Annotated in this window: 19 protein-coding genes; 1 reads left to right on the top strand and 18 read right to left on the bottom strand. The window is 70.6% G+C overall.

Annotated features, from left to right (window positions below; all coding sequences use genetic code 11):
- Positions 1-47: 47 nt before the first annotated feature.
- The 10 genes from AC0N04_RS09345 to AC0N04_RS09300 form a co-directional block, all read right to left on the bottom strand.
- The gene (locus AC0N04_RS09345; protein WP_474280852.1) at positions 48-1,259 is read right to left on the bottom strand and encodes an aminotransferase class I/II-fold pyridoxal phosphate-dependent enzyme; all 1,212 of its coding nucleotides are present in this window, start codon (positions 1,257-1,259) and stop codon (positions 48-50) included.
- The gene (gene bioD, locus AC0N04_RS09340) at positions 1,256-1,942 is read right to left on the bottom strand and encodes a dethiobiotin synthase (protein WP_474280850.1); all 687 of its coding nucleotides are present in this window, start codon (positions 1,940-1,942) and stop codon (positions 1,256-1,258) included. The genes AC0N04_RS09345 and bioD overlap by 4 nt, the downstream gene beginning before the upstream one ends.
- Positions 1,932-3,398: an adenosylmethionine--8-amino-7-oxononanoate transaminase gene (gene bioA / locus AC0N04_RS09335; RefSeq protein ID WP_474280848.1), complete on the bottom strand. Its 1,467-nt coding sequence runs from the start codon at positions 3,396-3,398 to the stop codon at positions 1,932-1,934. Before bioA ends, bioD begins: the two co-directional genes overlap by 11 nt.
- The gene (gene panD / locus AC0N04_RS09330; protein WP_474280846.1) at positions 3,319-3,723 is read right to left on the bottom strand and encodes an aspartate 1-decarboxylase; all 405 of its coding nucleotides are present in this window, start codon (positions 3,721-3,723) and stop codon (positions 3,319-3,321) included. Before panD ends, bioA begins: the two co-directional genes overlap by 80 nt.
- A gap of 77 nt (positions 3,724-3,800) precedes the next feature.
- Positions 3,801-4,820 (bottom strand): biotin synthase BioB, encoded by a 1,020-nt coding sequence (gene bioB, locus AC0N04_RS09325; RefSeq protein ID WP_474280844.1) that lies wholly within the window; start codon positions 4,818-4,820, stop codon positions 3,801-3,803.
- Between the two features lie 13 nt (positions 4,821-4,833).
- The gene (gene panC, locus AC0N04_RS09320) at positions 4,834-5,673 is read right to left on the bottom strand and encodes a pantoate--beta-alanine ligase (protein ID WP_474280842.1); all 840 of its coding nucleotides are present in this window, start codon (positions 5,671-5,673) and stop codon (positions 4,834-4,836) included.
- Positions 5,674-5,719: 46 nt separating this feature from the next.
- On the bottom strand, positions 5,720-6,583 hold the full coding sequence (panB, locus tag AC0N04_RS09315; RefSeq protein ID WP_474280840.1) for a 3-methyl-2-oxobutanoate hydroxymethyltransferase: 864 nt from the start codon (positions 6,581-6,583) through the stop codon (positions 5,720-5,722).
- Between the two features lie 128 nt (positions 6,584-6,711).
- Positions 6,712-7,113, bottom strand: a complete 402-nt coding sequence (locus tag AC0N04_RS09310; RefSeq protein ID WP_474280838.1) for a Rieske (2Fe-2S) protein — start codon at positions 7,111-7,113, stop codon at positions 6,712-6,714.
- Between the two features lie 99 nt (positions 7,114-7,212).
- Positions 7,213-7,878, bottom strand: coding sequence for an HAD family hydrolase (locus AC0N04_RS09305; RefSeq protein WP_474280836.1), 666 nt, complete (start codon positions 7,876-7,878; stop codon positions 7,213-7,215).
- Position 7,879: 1 nt separating this feature from the next.
- Positions 7,880-8,830 carry an RluA family pseudouridine synthase gene (locus AC0N04_RS09300; RefSeq protein ID WP_474282019.1) on the bottom strand — a complete coding sequence of 317 codons (951 nt, stop codon included), beginning with the start codon at positions 8,828-8,830 and terminating at the stop codon, positions 7,880-7,882.
- Positions 8,831-9,651: 821 nt separating this feature from the next.
- On the opposite strand from AC0N04_RS09300, the gene AC0N04_RS09295 reads away from it, so the two are divergent.
- Entirely contained in the window at positions 9,652-12,573 is a 2,922-nt protein-coding gene (locus AC0N04_RS09295) for an Rne/Rng family ribonuclease (protein WP_474280834.1), read from the top strand.
- Positions 12,574-12,647: 74 nt separating this feature from the next.
- Here AC0N04_RS09295 and nagZ read toward each other — a convergent pair whose 3' ends face one another.
- The 8 genes from nagZ to lepB all read right to left on the bottom strand — a co-directional run bounded on the left by nagZ (position 12,648) and on the right by lepB (position 18,925).
- Positions 12,648-13,712: a beta-N-acetylhexosaminidase gene (gene nagZ, locus AC0N04_RS09290; RefSeq protein ID WP_474280832.1), complete on the bottom strand. Its 1,065-nt coding sequence runs from the start codon at positions 13,710-13,712 to the stop codon at positions 12,648-12,650.
- Positions 13,709-14,113 carry a holo-ACP synthase gene (gene acpS / locus AC0N04_RS09285; RefSeq protein WP_474280830.1) on the bottom strand — a complete coding sequence of 135 codons (405 nt, stop codon included), beginning with the start codon at positions 14,111-14,113 and terminating at the stop codon, positions 13,709-13,711. The genes nagZ and acpS overlap by 4 nt, the downstream gene beginning before the upstream one ends.
- Before the next feature lie 10 nt (positions 14,114-14,123).
- Positions 14,124-14,918, bottom strand: a complete 795-nt coding sequence (locus AC0N04_RS09280; protein WP_474280828.1) for a pyridoxine 5'-phosphate synthase — start codon at positions 14,916-14,918, stop codon at positions 14,124-14,126.
- 16 nt (positions 14,919-14,934) lie between these two features.
- Positions 14,935-15,714: a DNA repair protein RecO gene (gene recO / locus AC0N04_RS09275; protein WP_474280826.1), complete on the bottom strand. Its 780-nt coding sequence runs from the start codon at positions 15,712-15,714 to the stop codon at positions 14,935-14,937.
- Positions 15,715-15,744: 30 nt separating this feature from the next.
- A complete protein-coding gene (gene era / locus AC0N04_RS09270) occupies positions 15,745-16,776 on the bottom strand; it encodes a GTPase Era (RefSeq protein WP_474280824.1) in 1,032 nt (343 codons plus the stop codon).
- Positions 16,777-16,864: 88 nt separating this feature from the next.
- Entirely contained in the window at positions 16,865-17,554 is a 690-nt protein-coding gene (gene rnc / locus AC0N04_RS09265; protein WP_474280822.1) for a ribonuclease III, read from the bottom strand.
- 7 nt (positions 17,555-17,561) lie between these two features.
- Positions 17,562-17,933 (bottom strand): DUF4845 domain-containing protein, encoded by a 372-nt coding sequence (locus AC0N04_RS09260; protein ID WP_474280820.1) that lies wholly within the window; start codon positions 17,931-17,933, stop codon positions 17,562-17,564.
- Between the two features lie 23 nt (positions 17,934-17,956).
- Positions 17,957-18,925, bottom strand: a complete 969-nt coding sequence (lepB, locus tag AC0N04_RS09255; RefSeq protein WP_474280818.1) for a signal peptidase I — start codon at positions 18,923-18,925, stop codon at positions 17,957-17,959.
- Between the last annotated feature and the right edge of the window lie 4 nt (positions 18,926-18,929).

Genomic DNA, 18,929 nt, shown 5'->3' with positions numbered 1-18,929 from the left:
TAGCCGCGCCACCTTGGCACAAGTCGGTGCCCGGATCAATCACCTGCTCACGCGCAGGACACCCGGCACAGCACGCGCAACGCGCCGAGCAAGGCGTCGACATCGGCCTCGGTGTGCGCCGCCGACAACGCGATGCGCAGCCGGGCGGTGCCGGCCGGCACCGTCGGCGGCCGGATCGCCGGCACCCACAGGCCGCGCTCGCGCAAGCCCTCCATCACCGCCAGCGCCTGGGCATTGGCGCCGATCACCAGCGGCTGGATGGCGGTCTGCGACGGCAGCAGCCGCCAGCCGGCTGCATCGAGGGCGGGATCGGCGCCCGGCGCCAGGCCGGTGCGCAGCCGCCCGATCAGCGCCTGCAGATGGGCCCGCCGCCGGTCGCCGTCGGCGCCGGCGACACAGCGCAGGCTGGCGCGCAGCGCCTGGGCCAGCAGCGCCGGCGGTGCCGTGGCATAGGTGTAGCTGCGGGTGGTCTGCAGCAGCCATTCGATCAGCCGCTCGTCGCCGGCCACGAAGGCGCCCGCCACGCCCAGGGCCTTGCCCAGCGTGGCCATGTAGAGCACATGGCGCGACGCGCCCCCGCCGGTGCCGCCGACGGCCGCCAGCGCGCCTCGGCCCTGCGGCCCGAGCACGCCGAAGCCATGGGCGTCGTCGATCAGCAGCAGCGCGTCATGGCGCTCGCACAGCGTGCGCAGCGCGGCGACGTCGGCGACGTCGCCGTCCATGCTGAAGACCGCGTCGCTCAGCACCAGCTTGCGCCGCGCCGGGCTGGCCGCCAGCTGCGCGGCCAGCGCGCCCAGGTCGGCATGGTCGAAGCGGTGAATCTGGGCCTTCGACAGGCGCGCGCCGTCGATCAGGCAGGCATGGTTGAGGCGATCGGAGAACAGCGCGTCGCCCGGCCCCACCAGCGCCGGCACGATGCTGGCGTTGGTGGCGAAGCCGGCATAGAAGTACAAGGCCCGCGGCAACTGGACGAACTCGGCCAGTTCGCGCTCCAGCGCCGCGTTGGCGGCGCTGTGGCCGCTGACCATCGGCGAGGCCCCCGAACCCACGCCGTAGACATCCACCGCCTCGTGCACCGCGGACTTGAGCGCGGGCGCCGTGGCGAGGCCCAGGTAATCATTGCTGCAGAACGCCAGCAGCGACTGGCCGTCGACGTTCAAGCGGGCGCCGTGCTCGGGCACCACGCTGCGGCGCCGGCGCAGCAGGCGCGCGGCGTCCAGCTCGGCCAGCCGGGTATCGAAATCGTCCAGCCAGCTCATCGCAACCACTCCTCGGGCAGCTGGAACGCCGTCGGCTGCGCATCCGCCGTCGGTGCCCAGGGCAATTCGGCCAGCAACGGCGCGCCCAGGTGGGCCCGCAGATAGGCCAGGTTCTCGGCCGCGCACGCCATCGCCGGGTCGATCGCGTTGGCCACCCAGCCCGCCAGCACCAGCCCGTCGGCGCGCACCGCTTCGGCACTCAGCAGCGCGTGGTTCAGGCAGCCCAGGCGCAGCCCCACCACCAGCACCACCGGTGCGTCCAGTGCCCGGGCCAGATCGGCCAGGGTCTCGCGCTCGTTGATCGGCACCCGCCAGCCGCCCGCGCCCTCGACCACCACCACGTCGGCCTGTGCGGCCAGGGCGTCGTGCGCCTGCTTCAGTTCAGCCACCGAGACGGGACGCCCGGCGCGCGCGGCCGCCAGGTGCGGCGACAGCGGCTCGGGCAGCGCGACCGGGTTGTCCCAGGTCGGCGGCACGGCCAGCGTGGACGCAGCCCGCAGCGCCTGCACGTCCTCGCTGACCCAGGCACCGCCCTGCTGCACCAGCCCTGCCGCGACCGGCTTCATGCCGACCACGCGGGCGTGGTGCCGTGCCAGCGCACGCAGCAACCCGGCACTGACCCGGGTCTTGCCGACCCCGGTGTCGGTGCCGGTCACGAACAGACTGAGGGCTTCAGACGCCATCGATGACCCCCGGCCGGACCACCGCGGCACGGTCGGCACCGCCGGCATCGTCGGCCAGCGTGGCCTGCAGCGCGGACAGCGCACCGGCGGCGAGAAATGCGCCTTCGTCGTCCGAGATCACATAAGGTGGCATCGCGTACAGCGTGTGGCCGATCGGCCGCAGCAGCACGCCGGCGGCCAGCGCGTGGCGGGCGTAGCGGCGGGCGAAATCGGGCAGGCCGGTGGCCACGTCCCAGGCGAAGATCATGCCGCGCCGGCGCGCATGGCGCACCGCCGGGTGCCGGGTCAGCGGTTCGAACTGCGCCGCCAGCCGCTCGGCGGTGGCGCGGTTGGCGCGAATCGCGTCGGTCTGCTCGAACAGGTCCAGCGTGGCCAGCGCCGCGCGACAGGCCAGCGGATTGCCGGTGTAGCTGTGCGAATGCAGGAAGCCCCGCGCCACCGCATCGTCGTAGAAGGCGGCGTAGACCGCGTCGCTGCACAGCACCGCCGACAGCGGCAGCGTGCCGCCGGTCAAGCCCTTGGACAGGCACAGCAGATCGGGCCGGATGCCGGCCTGCTGGTGCGCGAACAGCGTGCCGGTGCGGCCGAAGCCGACGGCGATCTCGTCGAGCACCAGGTGCACCTCGAAGCGGTCGCACAAGGCCCGCACCCGCTGCAGGTAGAGCGGGTCGTGCATCGCCATGCCGGCGGCGCACTGCACCAGCGGCTCGACGATCAGCGCCGCCGTGTCCTCATGGTGCTCGACCAGCCAGGCCTCCAGTGCCGCGGCGGCGCGCTCGGCCACCTCGGCCGCGCTTTCGCCCGCTGCGGCGCCCCGCACGTCGGGGCTGGGCACCGTGGCGGCCAGCCGCACCAGGGGCGCATAGGCTTCGCGGAACAGCGCGATGTCGGTCACCGCCAGCGCGCCCACGGTCTCGCCGTGGTAGCCGCCGGCGACGCCGACGAAGCGGCACTTGCGCGGCCGGCCGGCGTTGCGCCAGTGGTGGGCGCTCATCTTCAGCGCGATCTCGGTGGCGGAGGCGCCATCGCTGCCGTAGAACGCATGGCCCAGGCCGGTCAGTGCGGCCAGCCGCTCCGACAACTCGACCACCGGCGCATGGGTGAAGCCGGCCAGCATCACGTGATCCAGGCGCTGCAACTGGTCGACCAGCGCCTCGCGGATGACCGGGTGGTTGTGGCCGAACAGGTTGACCCACCACGAGCTGATGCCGTCGAGCACGCGGTGGCCGTCCATGTCGTGCAGCCAGACGCCTTCGGCGCGCGCGATCGGGATCAGCGGCTGTGCGGCCGGGCCGGCCTCGTGCAGCTTCATCTGCGTGCAGGGGTGCCAGACGGCCGCCAGGCTGCGCCGGCGCCAGTCGTCGTTGCGGCTCATCTCAGCGGGAGGGCGTGGTCGCGTCGCCGGCCTGCGGCCCGGCCGGCTCGCTGCGCACTTCGACGATGCGGTTGTTCGCATCGGGGAACACGAGCCTGGGATCGCAGGCGTCGAGCTTGTCTTCGTGCACCATGCCGAAGGCCGCGATGATCACCAGGTCGCCCACGCTGGCGCGGCGCGCCGCCGAGCCGTTGAGCGAGATGATGCCGCTGCCGCGCGGCGCGCTGATCGCGTAGGTGATGAAGCGCTCGCCGTTGTTGACGTTCCAGATGTGCACCTGCTCGTTGGCGCGGATGTCGCTGGCATCGAGCAAGTCCTGGTCGATGCCGCAGGAGCCTTCGTAGTGCAGCTCGCAGTGCGTGACGGTGGCGCGGTGGATCTTGGATTTCAGCAGGGTGCGGAACATGGTCGGACGGCTCCGGAGGGACACGCCGCCCACGGGCGGCACGGCGATGATGCGGCGCGGCCGCGTCGCGCTGGGCGTCAGCCCATCACATGGCGCGGCTTCAGCCCGAGGCGGGCGAGCAAGGCGCGGTCGCGATCGGCGTCGGGATTGCCGGTGGTCAGCAGCTTGTCGCCATAGAAGATCGAATTGGCACCGGCCAGCAGGCACAGCGCCTGCAAGGCCTCGTCCATCTGCTGGCGGCCGGCCGACAGGCGCACGCGCGCGGTGGGCATGGTGATGCGGGCCACGGCGATGGTGCGCACGAACTCGAACGGGTCGATCTTCTCGGTGCCGGCCAGCGGCGTGCCTTCGACCTGGACCAGCTCGTTGATCGGCACCGATTCCGGGTACGGGTCGAGGTTGGCCAGCTGCGCGACCAGGCCGGCGCGCTCGGCGCGGCTCTCGCCCATGCCGACGATGCCGCCGCAGCAGACCGACATGCCGGCCTCGCGCACGTGGGCCAGCGTGTCCAGCCGGTCCTGGTAATCGCGCGTCGTGATGACGCGGCCATAGGCTTCGGGCGCGGTGTCGAGGTTGTGGTTGTAGTAGTCGAGCCCGGCGTCCTTCAGCGAACGGGCCTGGTCCTGGCTCAGCATGCCCAGGGTGCAGCAGGCCTCCAGGCCCAGCGACTTGACCTCGCGCACCAGCGTGGCGACGTTCTCGATGTCGCGGTCCTTGGGCGCGCGCCAGGCGGCGCCCATGCAGAAACGGGTCGCGCCCGCGCCCTTGGCGGCGACGGCCGCCTCGCGCACCGCGTCCAGATCCATCAGCTTGCCGGCCTCGACCCCGGTGTCGTAGTGCACCGACTGCGGGCAGTAGCCGCAGTCCTCGGGGCAGCCGCCGGTCTTGATCGACAGCAGCGTCGCCAGCTCCACCTCGGTCGGGTCGAAATGCTCGCGATGCACCTGCTGGGCGCGGAACAGCAGCTCGGGGAACGGCAGGTCGAACAAGGCCTCGATGTCGGCCACGGCCCAGCGGCCGGTGCCGGCGGCCGGCGTGCTGGCCGGCTTGTGGAAGGTGAGCGGCTGGACGTCGCCGGCGCAGGTGGGAGAAGTCATGGGACTCGCGCTTTCAGAGTTCGAGGTTGTCGATCAGCCGCGTCGCGCCCAGGCGCGCCGCGCCCAGTGCCACCAGCGGTTCGGTGCCGCAGCGTTGTTCGTCGCTGGGAGGCAGCAGGTCGCTGCGCCGCCGCAGCGTCAGGTAATCGGGCACCCAGCCGCGCTGGCGCAATTCGTCGGCGGCGGCCGCCTCCATCTGCGCCAGGGTCTGGCCGGGTTTGCGTGCCGCCGCGGCGAGGTGCTGCAGTGCATGCGGCAGGGCCACCGCTTCGCGCCGCTCGGCTTCGCCCAGGTAGCCGTTGCGCGAGGACAGCGCCAGGCCATCGTCGGCACGCACCGTCGGTGCGCCGACGATCTGCACCGGCATCGCGAACTGGCGCGCCATGCCGCTGATGACCTTGAGCTGCTGGTAGTCCTTCTGCCCGAACACCGCGACGGCCGGCTGCACGCACTGGAACAGCTTCATCACCACGGTGCAGACGCCGGTGAAGAAGCCGGGCCGGAATTCGCCTTCCAGCAAGTCGGCCAGTTCGGCCGGCGGCGCCACCTTGTAGTGCTGCCGTTCGGGATAGAGCTCGGCTTCGCTGGGCGCGAACACGAAGTTGCAGCCCACGCTGCGCAGCATCTCCGCGTCGCGCGCCAGCGTGCGCGGGTACTGGTCGAAATCCTCGTGCGGCAGGAACTGCAGCCGGTTGACGAAGATGCTGGCCACCACCGGCCCGCCGTGGCGTTTGGCCTCGCGCACCAGCGAGAGGTGGCCTTCGTGCAGGTTGCCCATGGTCGGCACGAAGGCCGTGCGGGCCTGGCCGGCCAGCGCGGCCCGCAACTCGGCAATGGTATGGATGATCTGCATCGCGGACTTTCACAAACACCGGGGAAGGCGCCCTGGCGCCTGGAGATCAGTAGCCGTGCACCGCATCGTCGGGAAAGCTGCCGTCCTTGACGGCCTGCACATAGGCCTGCACCGCCTGCGCGATGCCCAGGCCGGGCGCCGCCGCCCCGCTGCCGGGCACGCGGGTGAAGTCGCGCACGAAGCGCGGGCGCTTGCCCGGCGTCAGGCCCAGCAGATCGTGCATCACCAGCACCTGGCCGGCGGTGGCCGCGCCGGCGCCGATGCCGATGGTCATCATCTGCGGATGGGCCCGCGTGATCTCGGCCGCCAGTGCCGAGGGCACGAGTTCGAGCACCACCATCGCCGCACCGGCCTGGGCCAGCGCGGCGGCGTCGGCGCGCAGCAGCGCCGCCGCCGCCTCGTCGCGCCCCTGGACCCGAAAGCCGCCCAGCGCATGGACGCGCTGCGGCGTCAGCCCCAGGTGGGCGCAGACCGGAATGCCACGCTCGGTCAGGAAGCGCACGGTCTCGGCCGTGACGCCGCCGCCTTCGAGCTTGACCATCTGCGCGCCGGCCCGCATCAGCGCCACGGCGGACGCCATCGCCAGCTGCGGGCTCGCCTCGTAGGCGCCGAAAGGCAGGTCGGTGATCAGCCAGGCGCTGCGGCGGCCGCGGTCGACGCAGGCGGTGTGGTAGGCCATGTGCTCCAGCGTCACCGGCAGCGTGCTGCGTTCGCCCTGGACCACGTTGCCCAGCGAGTCGCCGACCAGCAGCACGTCGACGCCGGCGTCGTCCAGCACCCGGGCGAAGGTGGCGTCGTAGGCGGTCAGCATGGCGATCTTTTCGCCGCGAGCGGCCATCTCGCGCAGGCGCGGCAGGCTCAGGCCCGGGCGCTGGGCGGGTGATGCGGCATCGACGGGGTGGACACTCATCGTCACGATCCTGGTTGGGCGTCAGTGTGGCAGGTGTTGCGCTGCAACAAGGCGCGCATTCTGCCTGCATTGGCTGACGCATGTCCCACTGCGGCGCAGGGGCATGCGCCGGCCGGCCGGCGGCGGGCTCAGGCCGCTGGCGGCGGCGGAGTCTGCGCCGGCAGCGGTGACTGGACTTCGGCGCGCGGCCGCCAGAAGACCTGTCCGTCGCGCTCGGTCACGTCCACCGGGATCAGGCCGGCGCCCTTGCACGGACCCCACAGGCAGCGGCCGTTGGCGGGCTCGTAGGTGGCGCCGTGGATCGAACAGACGATCCAGCGGCGGTCGCCATCGAGGAACTCGCCGGCCTGCCAGTCGAGTTCGGTGGGCACGTGGGCGCAGCGGTTCAGGTAGGCCACGACCCGGCCGTCGAAGCGCAAGGCGAAGGCCCGCGCCGGCTCGCCCCACAGCCGCACGTCGAACAGCACCGCCAGGCCGCGCTCGGCCAGGTCGGCGCTGGCGCACAGCGGCAAGTCGTCGCCGTTCGTCATGCGTCGCCCTGCCGGTGACCCGACCGGGCCGCGGCCGCTCTGGCGCGTCGCGAGCCCCCGCGGCAAGGGCTTGCGGTACGCCGCCACCGGGGGCGCCGCTCAGGCATTGGCCAGCAGCCAGTCGCGCAACTCGGCGGTCGAGTGGGCGACGAACAGCGGCTCCAGCGCGTCGAACGAGGCCGCGTCGTGCGCGCCGTAGCTGACCCCGACCGATGGCGCGCCGGCATTGCGGGCCAGCTGCAGGTCGTGGGTGGTGTCGCCGATCATCAGCGTGCGCTCGGGATCGACCCCGAAGGTCGCCATCAGCTCCTGCAGCATGCGGGGATGCGGCTTGGAAAAGGTTTCGTCCGCGGTGCGGCTGGCGTCGAACAGGCCGTGCAACTGGGTGCTGGCCAGCGCTTCGTCCAGGCCTCGGCGGGTCTTGCCGGTCGCCACGGCGAGCCAGTGGTGGCGGGTCTTGAGCGCGCGCAGCATCTCCAGCGTGCCGTCGAACAAGGTGATCTCGTGCTGCTTGGCGAAGTAGTGATGGCGGTAGCGCAGGCCCAGCTCGGGGTAGCGCTCCGCCGGCAGGCCGGGCACCGCATGCTGCAGCGCGTCGTGCAGGCCCAGGCCGATCACGTAGGCGGCCTGCTCGGGGCCGGGCACCGGCACCCCCAGATCGCGGCAGGCGGCCTGGATGCAGCGCACGATCAGCGCGGTGGAGTCGAACAGGGTGCCGTCCCAATCGAAGGCGATCAGGTCGAAGCGGCGCAGTCGGGTCGTCATGTCAGGGCGGGGGCAAATGGGCGAGCAGTGTCTCGCATTCCGTGGGCAGCGGGGCGGCCAGTTCGATGCGGGCCCCGCTGGCAGGATGGTCGAAGGCCAGGCGGCGGGCATGCAGGAACATGCGCCCGAATTGAACCCCCGCCAGATGACGCCCCGATGCCAGTGCCTTGTTCAGCGCGAAGTCGCCATATTTGTCGTCGCCGACGATCGGGTGGCCCTCGGACGCCAGGTGGACGCGGATCTGGTGGGTGCGGCCGGTCTTGATCGTCACGTCCAGCAGCGTGAAGCCGGCGAAGGCCTGCACGATACGCACCAGAGAGATCGAACGGCGGCCGTCGCCGTCGTCGTTGGCCACCGCGCGCACGCGGCGCTCACCCTCCGCGTTGAGGTACTTGTGCAGCGCCACGTCGACCACCTTCTTGCCGGCCGGCCAGGCACCGGTCACCAGCGCGGCGTAGGTTTTGCCGGTCTCGCGTTGGCGGAACTGGTCTTGCAGGGCGGTGAGCGCGCTGCGCTTCTTGGCCAGCAGCAGCAGGCCGGAGGTTTCCTTGTCGAGCCGGTGCACCAACTCCAGGAAGCGGGCCTCGGGACGGGCCCGGCGCAGCTGCTCGATCACACCGAAGCTGACTCCCGAGCCCCCGTGCACCGCCACGCCGGCCGGCTTGTCGATCACCAGCAGGTGATCGTCCTCGAACAGCACCGGGAACTCGCGCGGCGGCACCCGGGCCAGCGCGTCGTCCGTTGCGGGCGCGGCGACGCGCACCGGCGGCACCCGCACCACGTCGCCCAGGACCAGACGGGTGTCGGCCGCCGCCCGGCCCTTGTTCACCCGCACCTCGCCGGCGCGGATGACGCGGTAGACATGGGTCTTGGGCACGCCTTTGAGCTCGCGCAGCAGGAAATTGTCCAGCCGCTGACCGGCCGAGCCCTCGTCGATGGTCACCAGACGCACGGCCGGCGCGAGCGCCGCTGCGGCAGGCGCCGCCACGGCGGCCGGCGGTGCGGGCACCCGCGTGCCCCTCGGCGGCAGGCCCCTGCCCGACGGCGGACGCCGGGGGGCCGGTGCGGCTTTTGCGGCGAGCGCCGTCCGGGTCGCGGCCGGACGGGATTTCGCCTTTATAATCTTCTGAGCCACGATGGAGCCGTAAGTGCTTGATTTTTCAGAGTTTACCCGGGCACTTGCGGGATGATCGTGGCGATGCGCGCCCCTGCGGCGTGCAAATCAGGTGATGCAACACCGCCTGAGGTGCCGGAATGGCGGGTCCCCACGTGACCGCCGGCCGGCGCCGCAAGCGGTGGCAGAGAGATATCGGATGTGCCGCCCTGCGCTGCAGGGACTTCCAAAAGGTTTATTGCGGGCACGAGGTCCTGCGCTGTTCTTGGCGCGAGGGCCACGGTCCCGGCGGTCCAGCATTTCGCTCAGAACCCCGCATGTTGTCGCAACGCGCCCCCCACCCGCCCTCAAGAGGCCCCGGCAGTACGCCGGCTCGGCCTGAAGGCGGCCGGCCGCAACCTCAGGCGCTCGGCGCCCGGTTGCCGCACGCGACAAGCCTGCCCCCTCTGACCGTCCAGGCTGCACCGCACGCGCCAACGCTGTAAGGCCCTTCACCGCCACGAGCGGTATCGGCCACCACAGTCCAGGGCGATTCCTTCTTCCCGGCCGTTCCTTGTTTCTCGTGCGTCGGTTGGGGTGCTGATCGGCTTCGGCCGGCCGGCACCTTCAAAAGGGCTGGCACGGCTTGCACCGCAAGGCCGTGCCTGGAAGGAGTGCACATGAAACGCATGCTGATCAATGCGACGCAGCCGGAAGAGCGGCGCCTCGCGATCGTCGACGGGCAGAAGCTGCTCGATTTCGAGACCGAGATCGAAGGCCGCGAACAGCGCAAGGGCAACATCTACAAGGCCGTCGTGACCCGCGTCGAGCCTTCGCTCGAAGCCTGTTTCGTCGATTACGGCGAAGATCGCCACGGCTTCCTGCCGTTCAAGGAAATCTCCAAGCAGTACTTCAAGGAAGGGGTCTCGGTCCGGGACGCCAAGATCGCCGACGTGATCTCCAACGGCCAGGAACTGCTGGTCCAGGTCGAGAAGGAAGAGCGCGGCAACAAGGGGGCGGCGCTGACCACCTTCGTCAGCCTGGCCGGCCGCTACCTGGTGCTGATGCCCAACAACCCGCGCGGCGGTGGCGTCAGCCGCCGCATCGAGGGCGAGCAGCGCGAGGAGCTGAAGGAAAACCTCGACCAGCTCGACTACCCCAAGGGCATGAGCCTGATCGCCCGCACCGCCGGCATCGGCCGCTCGGCGCCCGAGCTGCAGTGGGACCTCAACTACATGCTCAAGCTGTGGGAGGCCATCGACGGCGCCGCCAAGTCGGGCAAGGGCGCGTTCCTGATCTACCAGGAGTCGAGCCTGGTGATCCGCGCGATCCGCGACTACTTCACCGCCGACGTGGGCGAGATCCTGATCGACACCGACGACATCTACGATCAGGCCCAGCAGTTCATGAACCACGTGATGCCGGAGTCGGCCTCGCGCGTGAAGCGCTACCGCGACGACGCGCCGCTGTTCAGCCGCTTCCAGATCGAGCACCAGATCGAGACCGCCTTCAGCCGCACGGTGAACCTGCCGTCGGGCGGGGCCATCGTGATCGACCACACCGAAGCCCTGGTGGCGGTGGACGTGAACTCGGCCCGCTCGACGCGCGGCACCGACATCGAGGAAACGGCCACCCGCACCAACCTCGAAGCCGCCGACGAGATCGCCCGCCAGTGCCGGCTGCGCGACCTGGGCGGCCTGATCGTGGTCGACTTCATCGACATGGAGGAGAGCAAGAACCGCCGCGACGTCGAACAGCGCCTGCGCGACGCGCTGCGCTTCGACCGTGCCCGCGTGCAGTTCAGCTCGATCAGCAAGTTCGGCCTGCTCGAACTCTCGCGCCAGCGCCTGCGCCCGGCCCTCTCGGAAGGCAGCCACATCACCTGCCCGCGCTGCAACGGCACCGGCCACATCCGCGACACCGAATCCTCGGCGCTGCAGATCCTGCGCATCATCCAGGAAGAGGCGCTGAAGGAAAACACCGCCGCCGTGCACGTGCAGGTGCCGGTGGAAGTGACCAGCTTCCTGCTCAACGAGAAGCGCACCGAAATCACCAAGATCGAGCTGAAGCAGCGCACCACCGTGCTGCTGGTGCCGAACAAGCATCTCGAGACACCGAACTACAAGCTCGAGCGCCTGCGCCACGACGATCCGCGCCTGGAGAACCTGCAGGCCAGCTACACCATGATCGAGGAGCCGGATGACGAAGTCGCCATCTCGCGCCGCGAGAAGACCAAGGCCAAGCAGGAGCCGGTGATCAAGGGCGTGCTGCCCGACCAGCCGGCCCCGGTGGCGGCCCCCGCACCTGCTCCCGCTCCGGCGCCTGCGCCGGTGGCCGTGGCAGCCCCGGCGGGCGTGCCACGCCAGCCGGTGGCCAAGCCGGCCAGCGGCGGTGGCTTCATCGGTTGGCTCAAGGCCTTGTTCGGCATGCCCGCGGCGACGCCGCCTGCAGCGCCTTCGCGCAGCGCCGGCGTCGGCACCGCGCCGCGCCCGGCGGAGGGCCGTGACGCGAGCCGCGACGCCGGTCGCGACGGCAACCGCGGCAACGCCCGCGGTGGCAACCGCAACGACCGTGGTGGCAACCGTGGCGGCAAGCCCGGAGACGCACCGCGCCAAGGCAGCGGCCGAAGCGACGCGCCCCGGGCCGAAGGCCGCGGCAACGACAACCGCCGCCGTGACGGCCAGCGCGGCGAGCCGCGCGGCGACAGCGGCCGCAAGGGCCAGACCACGGGCCGCCCGGAGGAATTCGAGCGCACCCAGGCGCTGGCGGCCCAGGGCGAGGCACGCCAGGACAACCGGCGTGCGCGCCAGCAGCCTGAACTCGACCTGATGCCGCAGGCGCCGGTCGAGGCCGAGGTCAAGCCCTTGGTCGAGGGCCTGGCAAGTGCCGAAGGCGTCGACGCCGAACAGGCCGCTGCGGGTGATGCCGAGCGCGCAGGCCGCCGCCGCCGCCGTGGCGGACGCGGCCGTGACAAGGGCCGCGAGGAAAGCCGCGACGAGGCCACCGGCGCCGGCGAAGCCGAGGGCGGCGAGGCCGCCGCGACGGTCACTGAGGCGACGATCGCGGGCGAGGCGTCACCCGCCACCGAGCCGGGTGACGGCGACGAGGCGCGCGACGCCGGTCGCCGCCGCGGCCGAGGCGGCCGGGGTCGGCGCGACCGCGGCGCTGGCGACGAGGGCGGCGCCCCGCAAGCCGTGGCGGACGAAGGTTCCGTCGAGGCCTCGGAGCCGGCACCGGCAGCCACCGCCGAGGCCCCCATGCCGGCGGCCGACCTGCAGCAGGCCCCGCCGGCGGCCGCTGCCCCGGCGCCCGTCCAACCCGCGCCGGTCCAACCGGCCCGCGTTCAGCCCTATGTGCTGGGGCTGGACGAACTGCACCGCATCGCGACGCAGGCCGGCCTGACCTGGGTGAACTCGGATGCCGACAAGATCCGCGCCGCGCAACAGGCGATCGCCGCCGAGCCGCGGCCGGTGCACGTGCCGCGCGAGCGGCCGCCGCTGGTGATCGTCGACGAGGGTCCGCTGGTGCTGGTCGAGACGAAAAAGGACCTGAGCACCTTGTCCTTGCCGTTCGACCTGCCCAGCCCGACCCCGTCGAACTGAGCGTCCGAGGCGGCATCGCCGCCCCATCGAAAAAGCCGCCCTCGGGCGGCTTTTTTCTGCCCGGTGGGGCCGCGCTAGTCGCCCAGCAGATCGCGCGCCCTCACGTAGGGCGGGTGGCGCATCAGGTCATCCCAGACCAACGCAGGTACCTGTGGCAACAGCGCCAGCCGGCGCCGCTCACTGTGCCCGTTCATCGCCCATTGGCCGCGCACGCGGGCCTTGGCCAGGCCCTCCAGCAAGTCGTCCACGGCGCGGCCGCCGTCCACCTGGGACTGGTTGCACAGCAGCACCATGTCGCAGCCCGCCAGCAGGGCCGCCACCGCGGCCTCCACCGGCGTGACGGCCTTGCCGTCGATCTGGCAAGCACCGGCCATGCTGAGGTCGTCGCTGAACACCGCGCCGCGAAAACCCAGCTGCACGCGCAGGATGTCCTGCAGCCAGCGGCTGGAAAAGCCCGCCGGGCGTCGGTCCACCTTCGGGTAGATCACGTGGGCCGGCATCACGCTGGCCAGCGAGCTGCTGAGCCAGCCGTAGGGCAAGGCATCGTCCGACAGGATGGCCTTGCGCGTGCGCCGATCCACCGGTGCGTCGACGTGGCTGTCGGCGGCGACGAAGCCGTGGCCGGGGAAGTGCTTGCCACAGTTCGCCATGCCCGCCTGGAGCAGGCCATGCATCAGGCTCTTGGCGAGCAAGGTGACCACGCGCGCGTCGCGGTGAAAGGCACGATCGCCGATGACGCCGCTGGGGCCGTGGTCCAGGTCGAGCACCGGCGTGAAGCTCAGGTCCACCCCGCAGCTGCGCAACTCGCTGGCGAGCACGTAGCCGGCCGCGGTGGCGACATCGGTGGCATGCAACGCGTCGCGCATCCACAGCTCGCCCAGGCGGCGCATCGGCGGCAGGTGGGTGAAGCCGTCGGTGCGAAAGCGCTGCACCCGGCCGCCTTCATGGTCGACGCAGATCAGCAGGTCCTTGCGCAGCGACTTGATCTCCGCGATCAGCTGCTCCAGCTGGAACCGGCTTTGCCAGTGACGGGCAAACAGGATCAGCCCCCCGGTCAGCGGATGCAGCAGGCGACGCCGGTCGCTGGCATCGAGTTGCGGGCCTGCGATGTCGATGATGACGGGCGATTGAACGGTCATGGTGAGGGCGTGTGGGTCTCGACGACGACGAAGCTGACGGCATAGTCCGACTCGTCGCTCAGCGTCACCTGGGCGCGGAGCTGGCGCGCCGCGAACCAGTCGGCCAGCCCGTCGTGCAGGCGGACGAAGGGCTGGCCGCTGGGGTGATTGAGGATCTCGCACGATCGCCAGGCCATGGGCATGTGCAGGCCCAGGCCGATCGCCTTGGAGAAGCTTTCCTTCGCGGAAAACCGCGTGCCCAGATAGGCCAGGCCGCGCGATGGCGCCCGAGCCCGGCGGGCGTGGAAAACCTGAAGCTCGGACGGACCCAGGACCTTCTCGGCAAACCGGTCGCCGCGCCGTGCCAGCGTGGCGGCGATGCGGCGCAGGTCGCAGACGTCGGTGCCGATGCCGTAGACCATCCCGGAGGCCTCAGGCCGCGTCGGCCGCGCGCCGAATGCAGCGCAGGTAGTCGCGGATCGTCGCGTCGTAGCCCAGCTCCAGCGCATCGCCGATCAGCGCATGGCCGATCGAGACTTCGCAGACGCCGGGGACCTCCCGCAGGAACGCGCCCAGGTTGTCCCGGTTCAGATCGTGCCCGGCGTTGACACCCAGACCGACGGCCAAGGCCGCGCGGGCCGCGGCGGCGAACTGCGCACGCACCTCGGCCTCGCGCGGCGTGCCATGGGCGGCGGCATAACTTTCGGTGTAGAGCTCGACCCGGTCGGCACCGACCTCGCGCGCGGCCGCCATGGCCTGCGGCAGCGGATCCATGAACAGGCTCACCCGCACGCCCAGTGCATGGCATTCGTCGATCAGCGGGCGCAGCGTGGGCGCGTCGGCCGGCAGGTCCCAGCCGTGGTCGGAGGTGAACTGGCCGACGCTGTCGGGCACGAACGTGGCCTGATCGGGGCGGACCTCGCGGATCACGTCCATCAGGTTGTGCAGCGGATTGCCCTCGATGTTGAACTCGACGCCGGGCCAGTCACGGCGCAGCAGCGCGGCCAGGTCCAGCACGTCCTGGTGACGGATGTGACGCTCGTCGGGCCGCGGATGGACGGTGATGCCGTCGGCGCCGGCCTGCAGCACCAGCGTGGCGGCTCGGGTGACGCTGGGCAGGCCCAGGTGGCGCGTGTTGCGCAGCAGCGCGACCTTGTTCAGGTTCACCGACAGCGCGGTGCCGGGGTGGCCGGTGCGGCCGGCTTCGGGAGCGACGAGGGGGTTCATGGCAGCGGTTCCAGGCTCAGGCCGCCCGCGGCGGCAGGTCGACCAATTGCTGCGCGGCCAGCATCACATCGCGGGTGCGCAGCGGGGTATGGCCCAGATGATAGTGAAGACACAGCCGCAGCGTGCTCTTGAGCGGCGGCAAGGCCTGGGCACAGACCACCTGGAGCGCGCGCAGATCGCCGCCGTCCAGCGCCCGCTGCAGGGCGGCAAGCAGGGGGCCGGACAACGGCGCATCGCCATGGCGATACGCGACCACGCCCTGGTCGGCCAGCAGCTGGTAGTCGGCCTGCGCCTGCACCGCCTGCTGCGTGGCGGTGACGGCATCGAGCTGCGGCAACAGACCGATCTCGCGCAGCAACACGATCTCGAACGCACGCAGCGCCGCCTGGGTCAGCGTGTCGTCGTCCGCCGCCAGCGCCGGCAAGGTGGCGGCATAGGCGTCGAACAGCACCGGGTGGGCGTCGCCGCGCGCCAGCAGCTTCATCAGCAGCTCGTTCAGATAGAAGCCGGTGAACAGCGCCGCGCCGGCCAGCATCGGCGCGCCGCCGGCCCATTCGGCGCCGCGCAGCGTCAACACTTCGGCGGCTTCGTCGCGCGGCGGTCGGCCGATGCCGGCCAGGATGCACTGGAACGGCAACAACACCGAGCGCAGCTGCGAATAGGGTCGCTTCGCGCCCTTGGCCGCCACGGTGAGCCGGCCCTGGTCACGGGTGAACAGGTCCAGGATCAGGCTGGTCTCGCTCCAGTCGTAGCGGTGCAGCACGTAGGCGGGGCTGGAGGCGGGCGGGCGCCGCACGTCGGTCTCTCGAATCGGCCGGGGCGAGGCTTATTCGTAGCCGTAGGAGCGCAGGTGCTCCTCGCTGTCGGCCCAGCCCGAGCGGACCTTGACCCACAGCTCCAGGAACACGCGGGCCTGCATCAGCCGTTCAAGCTCCTGGCGGGCGTCGCTGCCGATGCGCTTGAGGCGCTCGCCGCCGGCACCGATGATCATGCCCTTGTGGGCGTCGCGCTCGACGACGATCGAGGCGCTGATGCGCACCCTGGACGCCCGGGGCAGCGCCGGGCCGTCCCAAGCGGCCCCAGCCCCCTCGGGGGGGGGCGACGGCGAAGCCGAAGCCTGGCGGTCGGCGGCTTCCTCCTCCCACTTGTCGATCACGACGGTGGAGGTGTAGGGCAGTTCGTCGCCGGTCAGCCGGAACAGCTTTTCCCGGATGATCTCGCTGGCCAGGAACTTTTCGCTGCGGTCGGTCAGCGCGTCTTCCTCGTAGTACCAGGCCTGCTCGGGCAGGTAGGGCTTGAGGATGCCGAACAGCCGCTCGACATCGGCCTTCTTGGTGGCCGACATCGGCACGAACTCGGCGAACGCATGGCGCTGCTGCATCGACTGCAGCCAGGGCAGCAGATCGGTGCGGCGCTGGATCTCGTCGAGCTTGTTGGCGATCAGAACGACCGGCTTGCCTTGCGGCAGCAGCGCGAGCACCTTGGCATCGGCGCTGTCGAAGCGGCCTGCCTCGACCAGGAACAGCACCACGTCCACATCGCTCAACGTCGCCTGGACAGTGCGGTTCAGGTTGCGGTTGAGCGCCGTGGCGTGCTTCATCTGGAAGCCCGGCGTGTCGACGAACACGAACTGCGCCTCGCCGACGGTGCGCATGCCGGTGATGCGGTGGCGCGTGGTCTGCGCCTTTTTGGAGGTGATGCTGATCTTCTGCCCGACCAACGCGTTGAGCAGCGTGGACTTGCCCACGTTCGGGCGGCCGACGATGGCCAGCAGGCCGCAGCGCTGGGGCGCGGCGGCGCCTTCGGAAGAAGGTTCGGCGGCGGCGTCGCCGGGGAGGTCGGGGGATGAGGATGGCACGGGGGGATTGTCGGTCAGTTGCGCTGCGCGCGGCGGGTCAAGATGCGGGAGACGATGCCCTTCCAGGGCCGGCCGCTCCCCGATCGGCTCAGGCGCCTGGGGGGGCCGCCTGCACCCGGGCCAGCACCTTGCTCGCGGCTTCCTGTTCGGCGGTGCGGCGCGAGCGCCCTTCGCCCGTGGCGGCGATGTCCAGCGCGGCCACCGCGCATTCGACCTCGAACGTCTGGGCATGTGCCTGGCCGCGCGTGGAGACGATGCGATAGACCGGCACCGGCAGCCGCCGGCCTTGCAGCCATTCCTGCAGTTCGGTCTTGGCGTCCTTGCGCCAGTTGTCCATGCCGGTCGACGCGATCACCTCGCCGAACAGCTGTTCGATCAGGCGGCTGGCGGCGTCGAACCCGCCATCGAGGTAGACCGCGCCGATCACCGCTTCCATCGCATCGGCCAGGATCGACGCGCGCTGGGCACCGCCGCCACGGGCCTCGCCTTCGGACAGGCGCAGCGCCTCGTTGAGTCGCAGCACCAGCGCCGCCTTGTGCAGGCTGTCCTCGCGCACCAGGTGGGCGCGGACGCGGGTCAGATCGCCTTCGTCGGAACCGCCGAAGCGGTCGAACAGCAGACGCGAGACGGCCAGGTTCAGCACCGCATCGCCCAGGAATTCAAGACGCTCGTTGTGCTCGGCACCGAAGCTGCGGTGGGTCAGCGCGCGCGCCATCAGCCCCGGTTGGGCGAAGCGATAGCCCAGCCGATCCTGCAGGTGCTCCAGGCGAGGGTCCATGGCCGGTTCAGCGGTTGCCGCCGTGGTACTTGATCAGCAGGTAGACCGGGTCGATCAGCTCGATTTCCTTGTCGTACGCGAAGCGCACGGTGAACGAATCGCCATCCTGCTGGATGTCGAGGTCCTTGCCGCCGATCGTGCTGATCGCGTACTCGATCGCCTTCTGCTTCTCGAAGGCCACGCGGATCGCCGGAATCGAGGTCGGGTTCTCCGCCATCACGGTCTTGATCGCGCGCTGGATCGTGAAGTATTCGTTCAGCGTCGGCAGCACCTTCACCGTGACCAGCCCGATGAAGCTGATCGCAATCGCCCAGAACAACAGGCCGAACAGGGTCAATCCGCGCTGGGCGCGGCCGGTCAAGGTCAGCGGAGGGTGCATGGCAGAGGCGTCCTGAGTTGGAGTCACTGGAAAGAGCCGATACGACCGAGGTTACCGAAGTTCATCCATACGAAGAAAGCCTTGCCGACCAGGTTGCGGTCCGGCACGAAGCCCCAATAGCGCGAATCCTCGGAGTTGTCGCGGTTGTCGCCCATCATGAAGTAATGGCCGGGCGGCACCTTGCAGACGAAGCCCTCGACGCTGTAGGTGCACAGCTTCTTGTTGGGGAAATCGAAGGTCGCCGTCGGATTGAAGGGCAGCACCTGCGAGAAGCGCTGGATCGGATGCGTCACCGCACCCAGCGTCTCGGTATACCGCGACATGTAGCGCATGGTCTCGTCGTCGTAGGCATCGGGCAGCGGCGTGGTCTTCACCGGTACGCCATTGATCTTGAGCTGCGCGTTGAGGTAGGACACCTCGTCGCCCGGCAAGCCGACCACGCGCTTGATGTAGTCGACGCTGGGGTCGACCGGGTAGCGGAACACCACCACATCGCCGCGCTCGGGATCGTGGTTGGCGATGATCTTCTTGTCGAACACCGGCAGGCGGATGCCGTAGTGGAACTTGTTCACCAGGATCAGGTCGCCGACCTGCAGGGTCGGGATCATCGACCCCGACGGGATCTTGAACGGCTCGAACAGGAACGATCGCATCACGAACACCAGCACGATCACCGGGAACAGGCCGGCCGTCCAGTCCAGCCACCAGGGCTGCATCAACAGCTTCTCGCGCGCCTGCGTGACGTCGCCGTCGACCTTCTCGATGCCCAGACGGGCCAGTTCGGCGCGGCGCTGCGCGTCCTGCACCTCAAGGTTCTTCGCCGCCGCCACCCGGGCCGGCTGGAAGCGGTAGCGCTCGGCCAGCCAGTAGACGAAGGTCACGACGGTCAGGATCATCAGCAGCAGCGCGAAGTCGCCATGCCAATAGTCGAGGTACCAGCCGCCCAGATAGACGACAAGGGCGCCATACAGCGCGGCGGTCAATGCACTCATGTGA

The sequence above is a fragment of the Ideonella sp. sgz306126 genome, assembly GCF_056032705.1.
This window is presented reverse-complemented; position numbering and strand designations above follow the sequence as displayed.

Bases quoted from the DNA above. Each gene is read 5' to 3' on its own strand.
- panB (WP_474280840.1), bottom strand. From the start codon at position 6,583: ATGAGTGTCCACCCCGTCGATGCCGCATCACCCGCCCAGCGCCCGGGC.
- panC (WP_474280842.1), bottom strand. From the start codon at position 5,673: ATGCAGATCATCCATACCATTGCCGAGTTGCGGGCCGCGCTGGCCGGC.
- AC0N04_RS09260 (WP_474280820.1), bottom strand. From the start codon at position 17,933: ATGCACCCTCCGCTGACCTTGACCGGCCGCGCCCAGCGCGGATTGACC.
- lepB (WP_474280818.1), bottom strand. From the start codon at position 18,925: ATGAGTGCATTGACCGCCGCGCTGTATGGCGCCCTTGTCGTCTATCTG.
- bioD (WP_474280850.1), bottom strand. From the start codon at position 1,942: ATGGCGTCTGAAGCCCTCAGTCTGTTCGTGACCGGCACCGACACCGGG.
- AC0N04_RS09345 (WP_474280852.1), bottom strand. From the start codon at position 1,259: ATGAGCTGGCTGGACGATTTCGATACCCGGCTGGCCGAGCTGGACGCC.
- nagZ (WP_474280832.1), bottom strand. From the start codon at position 13,712: ATGACCGTTCAATCGCCCGTCATCATCGACATCGCAGGCCCGCAACTC.
- bioB (WP_474280844.1), bottom strand. From the start codon at position 4,820: ATGACTTCTCCCACCTGCGCCGGCGACGTCCAGCCGCTCACCTTCCAC.
- AC0N04_RS09280 (WP_474280828.1), bottom strand. From the start codon at position 14,918: ATGAACCCCCTCGTCGCTCCCGAAGCCGGCCGCACCGGCCACCCCGGC.
- AC0N04_RS09295 (WP_474280834.1), top strand. From the start codon at position 9,652: ATGAAACGCATGCTGATCAATGCGACGCAGCCGGAAGAGCGGCGCCTC.
- bioA (WP_474280848.1), bottom strand. From the start codon at position 3,398: ATGCGAACAACCGCATCGTCGAAGTGCGCAGCGAGCCGGCCGGGCCGC.
- rnc (WP_474280822.1), bottom strand. From the start codon at position 17,554: ATGGACCCTCGCCTGGAGCACCTGCAGGATCGGCTGGGCTATCGCTTC.
- acpS (WP_474280830.1), bottom strand. From the start codon at position 14,113: ATGGTCTACGGCATCGGCACCGACGTCTGCGACCTGCGCCGCATCGCC.
- AC0N04_RS09305 (WP_474280836.1), bottom strand. From the start codon at position 7,878: ATGACGACCCGACTGCGCCGCTTCGACCTGATCGCCTTCGATTGGGAC.
- AC0N04_RS09310 (WP_474280838.1), bottom strand. From the start codon at position 7,113: ATGACGAACGGCGACGACTTGCCGCTGTGCGCCAGCGCCGACCTGGCC.
- panD (WP_474280846.1), bottom strand. From the start codon at position 3,723: ATGTTCCGCACCCTGCTGAAATCCAAGATCCACCGCGCCACCGTCACG.